This is a genomic window from Geobacillus sp. CX412 (assembly GCF_027942335.1).
GTDB classification, from domain to species: domain Bacteria; phylum Bacillota; class Bacilli; order Bacillales; family Anoxybacillaceae; genus Parageobacillus_B; species Parageobacillus_B toebii.
The window spans coordinates 905,071-921,098 of record NZ_CP103461.1 but is presented as its reverse complement, the minus strand read 5'-3'; the positions used below and the strand labels follow the sequence as shown (position 1 = coordinate 921,098).

Annotated in this window: 18 protein-coding genes; 2 read left to right on the top strand and 16 right to left on the bottom strand. The window is 42.3% G+C overall.

The features are described 5' to 3' along the window. Window positions 1–10: 10 nt before the first annotated feature. Window positions 11–1,318: a DEAD/DEAH box helicase gene (locus NXM86_RS04730; protein WP_062678756.1), complete on the bottom strand. Its 1,308-nt coding sequence runs from the start codon at window positions 1,316–1,318 to the stop codon at window positions 11–13. Window positions 1,319–1,498: 180 nt separating this feature from the next. On the opposite strand from NXM86_RS04730, the gene vrrA reads away from it, so the two are divergent. Both vrrA and NXM86_RS04720 read left to right on the top strand, forming a co-directional pair. After that, window positions 1,499–2,029 (top strand): VrrA/YqfQ family protein, encoded by a 531-nt coding sequence (vrrA, locus tag NXM86_RS04725; RefSeq protein WP_498958686.1) that lies wholly within the window; start codon window positions 1,499–1,501, stop codon window positions 2,027–2,029. 93 nt (window positions 2,030–2,122) lie between these two features. Then, window positions 2,123–3,070, top strand: a complete 948-nt coding sequence (locus NXM86_RS04720; RefSeq protein ID WP_015864519.1) for a 4-hydroxy-3-methylbut-2-enyl diphosphate reductase — start codon at window positions 2,123–2,125, stop codon at window positions 3,068–3,070. Window positions 3,071–3,111: 41 nt separating this feature from the next. Here NXM86_RS04720 and NXM86_RS04715 read toward each other — a convergent pair whose 3' ends face one another. The 15 genes from NXM86_RS04715 to NXM86_RS04645 form a co-directional block, all read right to left on the bottom strand. Next, window positions 3,112–4,233: a Nif3-like dinuclear metal center hexameric protein gene (locus NXM86_RS04715; protein WP_309218389.1), complete on the bottom strand. Its 1,122-nt coding sequence runs from the start codon at window positions 4,231–4,233 to the stop codon at window positions 3,112–3,114. Then, a complete protein-coding gene (locus NXM86_RS04710; RefSeq protein WP_498958685.1) occupies window positions 4,230–4,934 on the bottom strand; it encodes a tRNA (adenine(22)-N(1))-methyltransferase in 705 nt (234 codons plus the stop codon). The genes NXM86_RS04715 and NXM86_RS04710 overlap by 4 nt, the downstream gene beginning before the upstream one ends. Before the next feature lie 85 nt (window positions 4,935–5,019). Continuing rightward, a complete protein-coding gene (gene cccA / locus NXM86_RS04705; RefSeq protein WP_062752942.1) occupies window positions 5,020–5,382 on the bottom strand; it encodes a cytochrome c550 in 363 nt (120 codons plus the stop codon). Window positions 5,383–5,508: 126 nt separating this feature from the next. After that, window positions 5,509–6,048, bottom strand: coding sequence for a hypothetical protein (locus NXM86_RS04700; RefSeq protein WP_015864523.1), 540 nt, complete (start codon window positions 6,046–6,048; stop codon window positions 5,509–5,511). A gap of 80 nt (window positions 6,049–6,128) precedes the next feature. After that, window positions 6,129–7,253, bottom strand: coding sequence for an RNA polymerase sigma factor RpoD (gene rpoD, locus NXM86_RS04695; protein ID WP_015864524.1), 1,125 nt, complete (start codon window positions 7,251–7,253; stop codon window positions 6,129–6,131). A 31-nt stretch (window positions 7,254–7,284) separates the two neighbouring features. Continuing rightward, window positions 7,285–9,090 (bottom strand): DNA primase, encoded by a 1,806-nt coding sequence (gene dnaG / locus NXM86_RS04690; RefSeq protein ID WP_081188095.1) that lies wholly within the window; start codon window positions 9,088–9,090, stop codon window positions 7,285–7,287. Window positions 9,091–9,127: 37 nt separating this feature from the next. After that, entirely contained in the window at window positions 9,128–9,577 is a 450-nt protein-coding gene (locus NXM86_RS04685; RefSeq protein WP_081188093.1) for a YaiI/YqxD family protein, read from the bottom strand. Between the two features lie 311 nt (window positions 9,578–9,888). Further along, entirely contained in the window at window positions 9,889–10,689 is an 801-nt protein-coding gene (locus tag NXM86_RS04680; RefSeq protein WP_015864527.1) for a pyruvate, water dikinase regulatory protein, read from the bottom strand. Window positions 10,690–10,708: 19 nt separating this feature from the next. Then, on the bottom strand, window positions 10,709–11,308 hold the full coding sequence (gene ccpN, locus NXM86_RS04675) for a transcriptional regulator CcpN (protein ID WP_081188091.1): 600 nt from the start codon (window positions 11,306–11,308) through the stop codon (window positions 10,709–10,711). Window positions 11,309–11,590: 282 nt separating this feature from the next. Continuing rightward, the gene (locus tag NXM86_RS04670) at window positions 11,591–12,958 is read right to left on the bottom strand and encodes an ISLre2 family transposase (protein WP_190305579.1); all 1,368 of its coding nucleotides are present in this window, start codon (window positions 12,956–12,958) and stop codon (window positions 11,591–11,593) included. A 225-nt stretch (window positions 12,959–13,183) separates the two neighbouring features. Then, on the bottom strand, window positions 13,184–13,975 hold the full coding sequence (recO, locus tag NXM86_RS04665) for a DNA repair protein RecO (RefSeq protein WP_015864529.1): 792 nt from the start codon (window positions 13,973–13,975) through the stop codon (window positions 13,184–13,186). Window positions 13,976–14,004: 29 nt separating this feature from the next. Further along, on the bottom strand, window positions 14,005–14,148 hold the full coding sequence (locus NXM86_RS04660) for a YqzL family protein (protein WP_015864530.1): 144 nt from the start codon (window positions 14,146–14,148) through the stop codon (window positions 14,005–14,007). 98 nt (window positions 14,149–14,246) lie between these two features. Then, on the bottom strand, window positions 14,247–15,155 hold the full coding sequence (gene era, locus NXM86_RS04655) for a GTPase Era (protein ID WP_015864531.1): 909 nt from the start codon (window positions 15,153–15,155) through the stop codon (window positions 14,247–14,249). After that, complete coding sequence (locus tag NXM86_RS04650; protein ID WP_041269712.1) at window positions 15,148–15,546, bottom strand: cytidine deaminase; 399 nt, start codon at window positions 15,544–15,546, stop codon at window positions 15,148–15,150. The genes era and NXM86_RS04650 overlap by 8 nt, the downstream gene beginning before the upstream one ends. Before the next feature lie 128 nt (window positions 15,547–15,674). Then, window positions 15,675–16,028: a diacylglycerol kinase family protein gene (locus NXM86_RS04645; protein ID WP_015864533.1), complete on the bottom strand. Its 354-nt coding sequence runs from the start codon at window positions 16,026–16,028 to the stop codon at window positions 15,675–15,677.

The window sequence follows — 16,028 nt, the reverse complement described above, 5'->3', positions numbered from 1 at the left end:
GTTTAACATGTTATTGTTTCTTTAAACGCCGCAACCGCTTTTTTTGTTTTTCTATTTCGGCAAGCAACTTTTTCTTATAACCTGGCTTGATTTGTTTCGATTTTTTCATTTTCGCAAGAAGCTGCTCTATTTCCCCATCTTGCTTGGCCCGCTTGCTTCGCCGATTCCAAGGCGGCAAATCTACCCATTCTCCACGGATAAGATCGCGATGAAGAAACTCAATTCCCATTTTTTCTAATTTGGTTATTGCATCTTGATCCGATGGTTCATAAATCGTCGTCGCAATTCCTGTGTAACCAGCGCGCGCAGTGCGGCCGACACGATGAATGTAAAACTGTAAATCTTTTGGCAGTTCGTAGTTAATGACATGGCTTACTCCTTCAATATCAATGCCGCGGGCAGCTAGATCGGTAGCAACAATATATTGAAACTCCAAATCGCGAATTTGCCTCATCATTTTTTTACGTTCGCGCGGAGTTAGATCACCGTGTAAAATCCCGACTTTCATCCCTTTTTCGATCAGTCTATCTGCCACTTCATCCGCCATTTTTTTTGTATTGGTAAATACAATTGCTAAATACGGATTATACGCAACTAACATTTCGTGCAGCAGCTTCGCTTTATCACGGCTGCGAAGCGGCACAAGAACGTGCTCAATTTTTTCCGCTGTGACTTGCTTTGGTGCAACATGAACATATTTTGGATTTTCCATATATTTTTTCAAAAATGGTTTTAACTTTTCCGGGATTGTCGCAGAAAAGACGAGCATTTGCAGTTCTTTTGGCATGCGTGCTGCAATTTGATCGACATCGACAATAAATCCCATATCTAACATTAAGTCTGCTTCGTCAACGACAAGTGTAGTTGCTGTCCAAACATTCAGTGCTTGTTCGCGAATGAGGTCGTTAATTCTTCCTGGAGTCCCAACTACGATATGGGGCTGTGTTTTCAATTTTTCGATCGCTTTTTGCTTATCTGTTCCTCCAATAAAGCAACGTGCCGTAATTTGTCTATCACTCGGACAAAATTTTATAATTTTTAAAATTTCATGGTAAATTTGCGTTGCAAGCTCCCGCGTCGGTGCGGTAATAACCGCTTGTACCGCCTCGTGATCCGGGTCAATTTTTTCAATGATCGGCAATAAATAGGCGTGAGTCTTTCCTGTTCCTGTTTGTGACTGACCAATCACACTTTCGCCGCGAAGAATGCTCGGAATGATGCGCTCCTGAATTTCTGTTGGTTTATAAAAACGAAGCGCCTTAATCGCTTCAATAATAAATGGCTGAAATGAAAATCTCTCAAATAACGTTTCCTTCATTCGCCACTACTCCCTTCTGCTTCAATTTAACGACCAAATCCGAATAACTCGATTCATCATTATATCTGATTTTTGCACAAGGCTGCAACTTAGACCGTAAACGAAAAACATTTCCCATTTTTTCGCATACTTTATGAAAGAGATATTCTCTTACTTCAGCCTAGAAAGGAGGAAAATGTGATGATTTACAACCGGCCACCGATATTTCCTTTTTCCCCGATGCCACGCTCCTTTTCAGGAATGCCGCCTTCCTTTCCTATGATGAGAACACCCGGTCCCCGCCCGGGCTTTGGCGGTTTCTTATCGCAATTATTTTCAAGGGGACGGCCGATCGCTTCTCCATCTCCGTGGATAACACCTGCGATTCGTCACGCCGCTGCCACTACGGGCGCTGGCGCAAACACAGGCGGGGGCTTTATCGGCATGTTGACAAACATCCAAAAAATGTTAGGCGTCGCCACAAACGTCATGCCAATGGTGCAGCAATACGGACCGCTGATAAAAAACCTTCCAGCTATGATAAAAATATTTAGAGAATTAAAAACAACCGAGCAAGAAGAGAACAAAACAGAAAAAAACATTCCGGAAAATAAGAAAAAAACATCATCTTCATCCAAAAAACGCACTGTACCGAAAGTGAAAACATCCGAAAATAAATCATCCCAATCTACAAAAACACCAAAGCCATCTACGCCAAAACTATATGTTTAAAATGTGTTATACTTTGTGTTCTTCCTCTTTCTCCGATATAATGTAAAAGAAAGAGATAGTCTCTCCGTATGTCGGAGTTTAGGAGGAACCAATATGGAAGTGATTAAAATTACCCCTCGCGGTTACTGCTACGGGGTTGTTGATGCGATGGTAATCGCAAGAAATGTAGCATTAGATCCTACGTTGCCAAGACCGATTTATATTCTCGGAATGATCGTTCACAATAAACATGTTACCGACGCATTTGCCGAGGAAGGAATTATTACGCTCGATGGAGAAAACCGATTAGAGATTCTAGAAAAAATTGACAAAGGGACAGTGATCTTTACTGCGCACGGCGTATCGCCCGAAGTGAAAAGGCGCGCCCGCGAAAAAGGGCTTGTCACGATCGATGCGACATGTCCAGACGTGACAAAAACCCACAACTTAATTAAAGAAAAGCTGGCGGACGGATATGAAATTATTTATATTGGCAAAAAGGGCCATCCCGAACCAGAAGGAGCGGTCGGCATTGATCCGACGCGCATCCATCTTGTCGAAACGATGGAAGATGTGGAACGTCTAACGATTGAAAACGACCGCATCATGGTGACAAACCAAACAACGATGAGCCAATGGGATGTTGCCGATATTATGGCAAAAGTAAAAGAAAAATATCCACATGTCGAAATGCATAAAGAAATTTGCATGGCAACCCAGCTCCGCCAAGAAGCAGTGGCGGAACAGGCAAAAGACGCCGATGTCACAATCGTCGTTGGCGATCCAAGAAGCAACAACTCCAATCGCCTTGCGCAAGTATCGGAAGAAATTGCTGGCACGAAAGCGTACCGCGTTGCCGATGTAACAGAAATTGATATTAATTGGATTAAAGACGCAAAAAAAGTAGCCGTTACAGCAGGAGCTTCAACACCAACCCCAATTACAAAAGAAGTAATCGATTTTTTAGAGCAGTTTGATCCAAATGATCCTAATACATGGAAACGCGAGCGGAAAGTACCGCTGCAAAAAATTTTACCGAAAGTAAAAGCAAAAAAAGAATAAAACAATAGCCGATATTCGTTTAGCGAATATCGGCTATATGTTTATACGAACGTAAATGGATCGGTATGCACTTTCGAAATGCAGACGGTCGTTGCAAACTGATGTTTAGCAAACGCATTTTCTAAAAAGCGGGCGACCCCTTGTTTCATTACTTTCTCCACATTATGTCCCGGATCCACGATATTTAGCCCAAGCATCATTGCATCGTGCGCAACATGATAATATACATCCCCCGTCACATAAACATCAGCGCCGGCTAATTTTGCTTGTGAGATATATTTATTTCCATCACCGCCAACCACTGCGACTTTTTGAACCGTATCTTGCAAATGGCCAACAACGCGCACCGCCGGAACGTCCAACGCTTTTTTCACATGCTCTGCAAACTCCCCAAGTGTCATCGCTTCCGGCAAGCGGCCAATTCTTCCTAATCCGAATACTTTTCCTTTATTTTCAAGCGGATATATGTCATACGCCACTTCTTCGTACGGATGTGCTTTTAACATCGCAGAAATAACCTTGTTTTGCAAGGAAGCCGGGACAATCGTTTCAATACGCACCTCTTCCACTTGCTCCAGTGTCCCGGATTTCCCGATAAACGGATTCGCCCCTTCTAGCGGTAAAAAAGTACCGATACCGCGGCCGTTGAACGTACAATGGCTGTAGTTGCCGATATGGCCTGCCCCCGCGTTACCGATCGCCTCACGAACAAGGTCGGCATGTGTCTCCGGAACATAAACGACTAGTTTTTTCAGCGGCTCTTCATACGTCGGAATCAATACATCTACATGCTCCAGCCCCAACGCCTCCGCTAACCAGTCATTTACCCCTCCATTGGCGATATCTAAATTCGTATGAGCAGCATAAATGGCAATATGATGTTTCATACATTTTTCAATGATACGTCCTTGCGCTTGATCAGTAATGATCTGCTTTAGCGGACGGTAAAGCGGTGGATGGTGCGCGATAATAAGATCTACCTCTTCCGCTACAGCCTCATCGATTACTTCTTCTAAAACATCCAAGGCAATCATTACCTTTTTGACTGGTTTATTTAACGTTCCAATTTGCAAACCGATTCTGTCGCCTTCCATCGCTAAATGTTTTGGTGCAAATTGCTCAAATAATTGAATGATTTCATGACCGCTTGGAATTTTGTTCACCGCAATGCCTCCTCAACCATCTTCATTTTTTTCTCTAGTTCTCGTTTTTTTGCGATGGCAGACTCTGTTTCTGCCTTTTCATTTAATTGGCGGTAAATCTGTTTCCAGTGAGCAAGTTCATGACGCCATTTTTTTAAAAACACATCATTTTTTTCTTTCAATAAAAACGGGCCTAACAATAATTCCGTCTCTATATTTTCATATGGCCTTTTTCCATCGCCTTTTTCAGCAACAAGAACTTCATAAATTTTCCCCTCTTCTTCCAATATGCGCTCCGCAATCAGTTCCCAGTCATGGTCCAGCAGCCATTTGCGCACAATATGCGCGCCGACATTCGGCTGCAAAATCAGCCTCTTTACGCCGAGAAGCTTGTCTTTTCCAGCCTCTAAAATGTTATCAATCAATGTGCCTCCCATACCGGCAATCGTAATACAGTCCACTTCGCCAGGTTTAATCACTTCCAATCCATCGCCTTTTCGCACAGAAATGACGTCTTTAAGTCCTGTCCTTTCGACTTGTTGTTTGGCGGAGCGAAGCGGACCATCTGCTACTTCGCCCGCTACCGCTTTTGTAATATATCCATGCAAATATGCATAACACGGCAAATATGCATGGTCTGAACCGATATCAGCTAGCTTTGCACCTTTTGGAATGAAAGAGGCAACTGTTTCAAGACGTTTGGACAGACGAAATTCATTCACCTTTTCTATTCACATCCCTTTCACTCTTCTGTATATTGTATCATAAACAAAAAATCCCTTCACCTAAGGCAAAGGGATTTTTTGTTTATTTCAGCTTAGAAAGCCATTTTGCCATTTCATCCGCTTTGTCCGGCGGAACGAGGCCTCCAGGCATGCCGCCGCGGCCATTTTGGATCACGTTTTTAATTTCGTCTACTGAAAGCCGTTGGCCCACACCTTTTAATGCCGGACCAGCACCGCCTTCATAATTTTGTCCATGACAGCCGCTGCATGTTTGTTGATAAAGTTCTTCTGGATTTGCCGCAGCCGTTTGCTCTGTTTTCTCGCCGCCTTTTTTCTCTTTTGCAAGTTCCTTTGCATCGCCGAGCCCCTTAAATGAAAGCCCAAGAGTAAGTCCGATCCCAATCAGCATAATGATGAAAAATGGGATTAACGGATTTCGATTCATTTTTTTACCTCCCTTATGTATAACCATTGTTCAGCAAATGTAACCGCTACAAACAATTTTATTTTACTGTAAATTACCGCAAAGGAAAAGCCCCTAATCTCATTCTACGACAAAATTGCCAAAAAGTTAAAATAAAAGAAAAACAATTAAAACTCCTATTCCGATTACACCGGATATAAACAAATAAAGAAAACGGAACCGCTTTCCTACGAAGATCCATAATAAACAATTTACGAAAACAATCGATGCAATAACCGCTTTTTGTTTCGGAAAATAATATTCGCCAACTTCGATCGATGCAATAAGAAAAATGAACGCACCACTAATAAGCGGGATATGAACAATATTTCCTTGTCCCTTCCACATCCATGCAGCTATGACGCATATAAAGAAAAAAAGAAATAAAAGGGGCATTTGCAAAACGAATGACAATTCAGTAAAATAAATGACAAGAGCATTTGCTGGCAACAATAGACAAATGAATGCCACTAAAAGGAAACGGATCATCCCCCGTTGACGAGTTCGGAGGATGTCGCTTGGGCATTTTTTATACTCGCCCTCCGTATATAATGCCAGCAAATAATCGCAATATTGCTCTGGAAGGAGGCGAGAACGTTTCCAATATTCAATTTCCCGTACAATAATTTCGCGCCTTTGTTTGTTCATAATTAATCGGCCTCTCGAAAAGGAAAGGAAAAATAGTTTACTTCTCAAATAGTACAAGAAGTAAACTATTTAGAAAGTGGTTACTCTAAAAAGTCTTTTAACCGTTTGCTGCGGCTTGGATGACGCAACTTGCGAAGCGCTTTTGCTTCAATTTGACGAATGCGTTCGCGGGTAACACCAAATACTTTTCCGACCTCTTCGAGCGTCCGCGTACGACCGTCGTCTAGCCCAAAACGCAAACGAAGCACGTTTTCTTCGCGGTCTGTAAGTGTATCTAATACATCTTCTAGCTGTTCCTTTAACAGCTCGTAGGCCGCATGCTCGGATGGCGATGTCGCTTCCTGGTCTTCAATGAAATCACCTAAATGTGAATCATCTTCTTCGCCAATTGGCGTTTCAAGAGAAACTGGTTCTTGGGCGATTTTTAAAATTTCGCGCACTTTTTCTGGAGTTAAATCCATCTCTTCAGCGATTTCTTCTGGAGTTGGTTCACGTCCAAGATCTTGAAGTAATTGCCGTTGCACGCGAATAAGCTTATTAATGGTTTCCACCATATGCACTGGTATACGAATGGTCCGTGCTTGATCAGCAATCGCACGCGTAATTGCTTGACGGATCCACCATGTTGCATAAGTGCTAAATTTATATCCTTTACGATAATCAAACTTTTCGACTGCTTTAATAAGCCCCATATTTCCTTCTTGAATTAAGTCAAGAAATAGCATGCCGCGACCGACGTAACGTTTAGCAATGCTAACAACAAGACGAAGGTTTGCTTCTGTTAAGCGGCGTTTTGCTTCTTCGTCGCCTTGTTCGATTCGTTTCGCTAGTTCAATTTCTTCTTCAGCAGACAGTAGTGGAACGCGCCCGATTTCCTTTAAGTACATGCGCACAGGATCGTTAATTTTTACGCCAGGAGGAACCGATAAATCATTTAAATCAAATTCTTCTTCTTTTGATAAATCATCGATATCAGGATCAGCGTCTAAATCAGATTCACTAATGACTTCGATCCCTTGATCAGCTAAGTATTCGTAAAATTCGTCCATTTGGTCAGAATCAAGATCAAAACCGGATAAACGTTCAGCAATTTCTTCATATGTTAAAATACCGCGTTTTTTACCAAGCTCTGTCAGCTGTTCTTTCGCTTGTTCAAATGTTACGTCTGCATCGGCTTGTTTTGAACGAGCTGGTTTTTCAGCCATTTCACTACCTCCTTTAACTTATAACATAATATTACGAAGATGATAACATCTTTTTCATTTCGATGATCTCTTTTGCAATGCGCGCAGCAGTTAAAAAGTCTTTTTTTCGCTCTGCTTCAATTTTTTCTTGTTCTTTTTCCTTTAGCTTTAACCATTTTGGGTAATTCAACACATGCCGCATATAATCGTTCAGTTCCTGATTGGAAATTTCATCAGTGATCAACAATAGCGACAGTTCTGTCACAAGAGGTTTCAAATCATCAGGAAGACGCGAAAGCAACAAACTGACATCAGGCTCATTCCCTTCTTCGTAAAATGCGTAAATATAAGCAGCAATCGCCCGATGTTCTTCGATATTGAATGCCCCTGCAATCGTCTGCTGAACAATCATAGCCACATCACGACTGCGAAGCATATGGGCAAGCAACATTCGTTCAGCATTTTGAAAGGCAGGAAGAAGCTTCTTTTGTAGCGGCGGTCTCGGCGCCTCTTTGCTTTGCGCATTGTTAGAATGTATTTTATTATTTCGATGACGATTCAACTGCTCTTGCAAAGCAGATAACGAAAGGGAAAACTCGTCAGCCAACTGCCGTAAATAGTAATCCCACTCGATGGGATTCGATAATTTGCTAATTTCTTGAAGTACTTCTTCAATGTAGCGAATTTTATCATTTTCATTTTGCAAGTTTTTTCCCTTGCGAAAATACATCATTTTAAACGCCATCAGCGAACTGCTGGCATCAATAATATCACGGCGAAATCGATCTGAACCATATTTCTTTATATATTCATCTGGGTCAAGACCGTCGGGAATTGTTGCAATTTTCACATGACAGCCTGCATCTGCTAACAGCTCCGCTGCGCGGAATGTCGCTTCTATTCCTGAAGCATCACCGTCATAGCAAATAATAACGGTATCGACATTGCGTCGAAGAATACGCGCGTGCTCTTCCGTTAACGCTGTTCCCATCGTTGCTACTGAATGGGCAATGCCTGCTTGCACAGCGGAAACGACATCAGCAAATCCCTCTAATAAAATGGCTTCTTGATGTTTTCGGATATGTAAACGCGCTTGATGAAAATTGTATAAAATTTTTCCTTTATGGAAAATGGGTGTTTCCGGACTGTTCAAATATTTCGGCTGACCTTCTCCAAGAAGTCTGCCCGAAAAACCAACAGCATCTCCATGATGATTATGAATCGGAAACATAATTCGATGACGAAAACGGTCAAAATAGCCACCGCCGTTTTCTTTTCGAATAATTAACCCGGCTTTTTCCATCAGCTCGAGCGAAAAACCGCGCCCTGATAAAAGTTTGACGGCAAAATCCCATGAATCAGGGGCATAGCCGATTTCAAATTGATCAATAATTTCCCTTGTCCATCCACGCGCCTGTAAATAATCAAAAGCTTCCTGTCCTTCCTTTGTATTTACAAGCAAATGATGGTAAAATTTTTTCAGAAGCTCATGCGCTTCTACCATTATTTTTGTTTCGCCCGTATCAGCACGGCTTTGTTTATTCGCGTCGTCCAGCTCTAAATCCGCTAAATCGACGTTTGCCTTTATCGCTAATCGTTTTACTGCTTCAATAAAGGAAATTCCTTCAATATCCATTAGAAACGAAAATACATTTCCACCGGCCCCACAGCCGAAACAATGAAAAATTTGCTTTTCTGGGGAAACCGAAAACGATGGCGTCTTTTCCCCATGAAATGGGCATAATCCAAAATAGTTACGTCCTTGTTTTTTCAATTGGACATAATCGCTAATTACATCGACAATATCAACAGCACGACGAATCGCTTCAATCGTTTCCTCGGGAATACGGTATCCCATATAAACAACTCCGTATCTTATTATTCTCGACCTATGTCTATTTTCCTTCGAGTTTCGACAAAATTTTTTCGAAATTTTGCAGAAAAAGGCGACGATCGCGATCAGAAAACCGCTTCATTCCCTTTGGGTATACACCTTGCCTTCGCTGTTTTGCTTGAAGATAACGATGATAAAGAGCGCTATCCATCTCTCCTTCTTCGTACACATTTCCACGCGGAGAAATCACATGTACACCACGGTTAACAAGCATGCTTGCCAACCCGATGTCTTGAGTAACAACTACATCTCCTCTTGTGGCATGATTCAAAATATATAAATCCACCGCTTCTTTTTCTGTATCGACATATACCCATTTCATTTTCTGGAAGGGAGAAAAATGATTGTACGAAGAAATAAACACACTTGGTATATTATATTTACAAGCAAGCGAGAAAATTTCACTTTTTATTGGGCAAGCATCCGCGTCCACAAAAACGGTCGGTCTCAATGTCCAGATCTGATTGCTGTCATCATATTGCCAGCTCCGCTTCGGATCAAAGTCAATCGAGCAATCAGATTCACACCTCCTATTATTCTACACCGTTCTCGAAAATCCTTCTTTTTCTCCTATATAATAAACGAATTTTGTCGAAAAAGATTTCTTCTTTCCTATTGACAAGTTGGCTATAAATAGTTTACTCGTTCTTTATGCACTCTAAACCTGCATTGTTCATTTTTCTCGCAATTTTTTATTATAATACAAATGGCGAAAATATGCTATAAAAAAGTAAAAGCACAGTTCACATTATCGTGAATGTGCTATAATCTTCTTTTTTTCATAATAATGTTTGCTGTCTCTTCGACTGCTTTATTGGTTACATCGATAACATCACAGCCAATTTTTTTCACTATCCCATCAAAATAAGCAAGTTCTTCTTTAATGCGATCCATGTTCGCATAAATAGCCTGGTCGTTCAATCCGAGCGATTTTAGGCGCTCACGGCGAATCGAAAGCAGTTTTTCCGGGCTGATTTTTAATCCGAAACATTTTTCGGGAGGTACTTTAAAAAGTTGTTCTGGCGGCTCGACTTCTGGTACGATCGGCACGTTTGCCACCTTCAATCGCTTATGCGCTAAATATTGGGATAACGGTGTTTTAGAGGTGCGCGATACACCGATTAACACAATGTCAGCACGCAAAATTCCCCGTGGATCACGTCCATCATCATATTTCACGGCAAATTCAATCGCTTCAATCTTCTTGAAATAATCCTCATCAAGCACACGCACTTGTCCCGGCTCATATCGTGGCGTCAACTTAAATAAATCGCTCATTTTTTCAATAAGCGGTCCAATAATATCGTACGCCACTACTCCTTCGCGTGCAGCTTCCTCAATAAGAAACTGGCGCATTTCCGGAACAACTAGTGTAAACGCAATAATTGCTTGATTCATTTTTGCTAATGCAACCACTTCCGCTAGCATCGTCTTATCTTCCACATACGGCACGCGCTTTAATTGAATGTGAGAATTATAAAACTGGCTTGCCGCTGCTCTCACTACGAGTTCCGCCGTTTCCCCTCCTGAATCGGAAACAACATAAACAAGGCGCTGATTCATCTTCCTCCTCCTTTTTGTCCTATAACAAATCGTCTTTCGCTAGCGCAACGAACGCTTTTGTCATATTTGTTTTCGTTATTCTCCCAATGACTTCATATCCTTTTTCTGTTTTTCGCACTACCGGCATCGCATCAATCTGTTTTTCAATTAATTGTTCCGCTACTTCAATAAGCGGGTCGTCTTTATAACAAACCGCTATATTCGGCATTCTCGTCATAATAATATTGACAGGAATCGTTGTTAACTCCTGTTTGCCAATACTTGCACGCAATAAATCTTTTCTCGATAAAACACCAACTAAAAGCGATTCATCATCGATGACAAATAATGTGCCGACATCTTCAAGAAACATGGTGACAATCGCATCATATACACTGACATTTTCATTAACAACGACCGGGATAGATTGATAGTCACCTACTTTTATCTTTTTTATTTTATCGGCAAGCAGTTGAGATCCGGTTTTTCCTGTATAAAAATACCCTACTCGAGGTCGTGCTTCTAAATAACCAGCCATTGTTAATATCGCTAAATCCGGGCGTAATGTCGCTCTTGTTAAATTCAACTTTTCAGCGATACTTTCACCTGTAATCGGACCATGATCCTTGACAATTTGCAAAATTTGTTCTTGGCGTTTATTCAGTTCGATCGCTGCTCACCACCTTATGAAAAGCTGGATCATATTATCTTCTCATCCATTTATTATTTTATTATACTACACTCTGTTTTAAAGAAGGAAACTTTGTCTTTTATAAGAGTCAGTCAAGATTTTGTGGGAACTTTTTTGGTTCGCTGAAAACAGGTGTAAGTCATAGATTGGCGAACCATTTTTTTGAATTTTATCCGTAAGCGCTTTCGAACTCTCATCCCTTGCCATGACAGATCGATATGTATACCTTTTTTACCATCCTTTGAGTTCAGACAGGGCATGATAGATCGGTGTCCCGGACGATTGCTGTAAATATGGCACGTTATTCCGCGTTACCTCCGGAAGAAGACGGCGGACGCGTTGTTTCGCCTTGTTCACGACCGTCTGTTTAGTGGATGCCGTTTCCTCCGCCGGATGCGACGATTCTTCTCCGAAACGACGTCCGAAAAGACGAATCCCATCCATCCGGGCAATCATTGCCTTGAAAAACGCCCTGAGTCCCTTGTCTGTCCAACTGCGGCGGTATTTCACCCGATACGCCAACTGGCTCATCACGCTTTCAGCCCTCCCCATCGGATACATGCCCGTTGTGTCCACTCCTTGCTCCTTCAGCCATTCCCGGTAATCACGGATGCATCCCGGCATCGATTCGATCCGGTGGATCAAGGCAGCCAGCTGTTGTTCTTTCGCTTCGTCCCCCAGCGTACCGAGGGCGCTGTTCAGTTCCACAAGCAACCCCTCTTCATCCTGCTTCACCAGCTTTTGCCGAATCGCCTGCCACCGTGGATGGCCCGAGAGGCATTGGCGCAATTCACGCGCCACGTGGAATCGATCCAATTGAAAGCAGACCCGTCCCTTGAAATACTCCCGGCACGCGGTAATCCATGGAGCGCCGTCCCCGTTGATGACAAGAAGATCCCGGCAAGGATCATAGGCATATTCATTTATCAAAAATTCCTCGAAGCCTTCCCACACCTCCCCCTTGCCCTCATGGACGTAATGGCGCTGATTCACGAATTCGATCCGGGAGCCGTTGCGCTTCCATCCTTCGTGAACGGTCAGGATTTTGTCTTCCTTGGCCCGTTTTCCCTTCCCTTGGCGGGAAACAAACAGTCCATCGGCCTCCACCAACAGCACCCGTCCATATCGCTGGTCCACCGGGCAGTGCAGCGGAACTTCGGCCTCGAGCACCAACTGGCGGATCGCCTCATGGCTCATCACCGGATACCCGACCATCTGGGCAAGCGTACGAGCCGCTTTGCGATAGGAAGAGCACTCCACCGCCAATCCCACCGCTGTTTCTTCTAGACAAGGGCTGATTGACTGCGATCCATCAAACGCGAGAAAGGAATCCAGCAAAAATGTGTAACGGTTTTGTTCTCGGTCTAAATAGTAGTTTCGCTCAAAGGTGACTTCGCCAAACAGGGTTTGAATCGTGGTGCGTCGTTTGTCTTTCAAGTGGTATCGGCGCTTATCTCGATTCTCTGCCAATTGCCGGTCGATGTCCTCCAACAGAGCCGTAAACAGCTCGGCGAAGGCGTTTTGCAAGGCTCGAAACAAAGCAAGTTCGATCTCTTTCCATGTCAACGAATTTGTGGTAAGATGTTGTTGAATATTCATAGGACTCTCTCCTCCTGTTTGTAGTGTGGTCAATGAACATCTTACCAGGGAGAGAGTCCTTTTTTCATGTTTCCTGCTTGGGATCCTACCGCGCTTCGCTTGGTGGCCCCGATGAGGGGGGATTGCGAACCTACGTTCCCAACCCCCTCATCGGGGAACTTCTAAGAATTTTTCCCACAAACATTTTACTCACACCTTTTATAAAGACAACTAATGACCGCTTTTTCATCCGCCGCTTCCATTTTCCGTTTGATTTTGATAAGGATAGCCAATCTTTTTTAGTTCATCTATTTGCATTAAAAATCGCTTTGTTTTTAACGACAATCCCGAATATTCATCATAATAGGACGAAAGAACGGCGCGAAGCTCTTTTTTTGTTTCCTCTTTTACAGAAATTGTACCAAGCCTTGATAAATCTATATAGTAAAATAAGCGCAATAGCCTTACAGAAGCTGCGGAAAGCGGAATTCGGTACGGGTCGGTTTTCTCGCAGCGGTGGCAAAGAAATCCAGCTTCTTTTATGGAAAAAGAAAACTTTCCTTCTGTCCGGCCGCATACAGCGCAATGGTCTAATTTAGGAGGAATCCCCATTACAGATAACATTTTCATTTCATAAATACAAGCAAGAATCTCTAAATCGAGCCCTTCATTCATATATTGTAATGTCTGCAAAAGCAGCTCGAACAAATACGGATTGCGCTGCTGTTCTTCTGTTACTTTATCTGTCATCTCCACAATATAAGAGGCATATGCTGCAGTGAAAATGTCTTCGCGGATCGTTCGCATCGAATCGATAATATCTCCTTGATGTAAAACACCGACACCGCGGCTTCTTTGAATTAAGTAATAGCCATGCGTAAACGGTTGTGTAACGGCAGAAAGGCGGCTACTTGGCTTTTTTGCTCCGCGTGCCATCGTAGCCACCTTTCCCCATTCTCTCGTGAAGAATGTGACAATTTTATTTGTTTCGCCATAATCGATTGCGCGAATGACAATTGCTTCACATTTTTCAAACAATCGTATCACCACCGACCCTAAAACACAAATCAAAAAATAGGTTGATCGACTTCCTTTAGTTCCGTTTCTTGCTCATCGCCACTAGGTTGCTGTTCTTTTTCTAGCTCTTTAAAAAGAAGATAGGTGTCGATGTTGCCGGTTTGACTAAATAACTTCCAAGTAAATTCAAGCATGGAACCACACCTCTTTCCGCCCGCAGCATTGCTTGTTTTCCCGTCTAATTATAGGTTGACCACGCTAGGAAACGTTTATGTTGCATAAAATTTTCTAATTAATACTCTTCTTCCCGGAATCCGAAATCACGCAGCTGTGCTAACCGATTGCGCCAATCTTTTTGTACTTTTACCCATAGTTCTAAAAATACTTTTGACCCAAGAAGCGCTTCAATATCCATACGTGCTCGCTGCCCGATCTCTTTTAACATTCGTCCTTGTTTTCCAATAATAATTCCTTTTTGCGAATCACGTTCTACAATAATCACCGCGCCGACATACACTGTATCGCTATCTTCGCGCCGCTCAATCGTTTCTACCACGACAGCAATGGAATGCGGAACTTCTTCACGCGTTAAATGAAGCGCTTTCTCGCGAATCAACTCGGCAATGATAAACCGTTCCGGATGATCTGTTATTTGGTCAGGTGGATAATATTGCGGACCTTCTGGCAAATATTTTTTGATTTGTTCCACTAATGTTTCGATATTGTTTCCTTGCAATGCAGAAATCGGAATAATCTCAGCAAATGGATAAAGGTCTTTATACTGATCGATTAGCGGCAATAAATCATCTGGATGAACTTTGTCAATTTTATTGATGACTAAAAACACTGGAGTATTTACTGCTTTAAGCTGTTCAATAATAAATGCGTCGCCGCGTCCAAACCCTTCTTCTGCATTAATCATGAATAATATGAGGTCCACTTCTCTTAACGCGTTCAGCGCTACTTTCATCATAAAATCGCCAAGTTTATGTTTTGGTTTATGCATTCCTGGCGTATCAATAAAAATAATTTGTGCATCATCTGTCGTGTAAACACCTTGAATTTTATTGCGCGTCGTTTGCGGCTTATCGCTCATAATAGCGATTTTTTGACCGATGACGCGATTTAAAAATGTCGATTTTCCAACGTTCGGTCTACCAACAATAGAAACGAATCCTGATTTATATCCTTCCTTATTCATGCAAATCCTCCGCTGAAAAAGCATTTGGTAGTAGTTCTTTCACTGTTAGTTCGGTGATATCCCCGTTTAAATTTGCCAATATTATTTTCATATCACTTGGACATAGCTCAGAAATAACCTGGCGACATGCACCACACGGCGGTACCGGACGGGGCGTATCAGCAATAACAGCAAGTGCAGCAAATTCTTTATCCCCTTCCGAATACGCCTTAAAAAGCGCAGTTCGTTCCGCACAATTACACATGCTATAAGCAGCATTTTCAATGTTGCAGCCGCGATACACTTTGCCGTCTTTTGTTAACAAAGCGGCGCCAACTTTAAATTTTGAATAAGGAACATAAGCGTATCCTCTTGCTTTTTTTGCTTCTTCTATGAGTTCGTTTATTTTCAATGTTTCTCTTCCTTTCACAACTTGGGAAGCAATAAGCTTCCTTACTTTTATTTTACAAAAAATCTTTGTAAATTTCATCATTCTTGATGAAAATATAACAGAAAAATTAGAATTTTCTCACTCATTGATTATACGAGATATGGCAGAAAGATGGTGATTCCAACAATAACAGCAACAATCGCAGCGACCAAAACGGCGCCTGCAGCGATATCTTTTGCTGCTTTTGCTAAAGGATGGAAGTCGGCCGTCACTAAATCAACTACACGTTCAATTGCCGTATTGATTAATTCCAAAGCAATGACACTTCCGATCGTTAACAAAAGAATAAGCCATTCCATCCTGGAAATGTGAAAGATTGCTGCAGCAATAATCGCAACAACAGCCAGCGCAATATGGATGCGCATATGCACTTCTTCCTTTACCGCAGCCATCACTCCTGCCCATGCGCAAGCAAACCGCTTTTTTTCGTCCTTCCAGTTCAT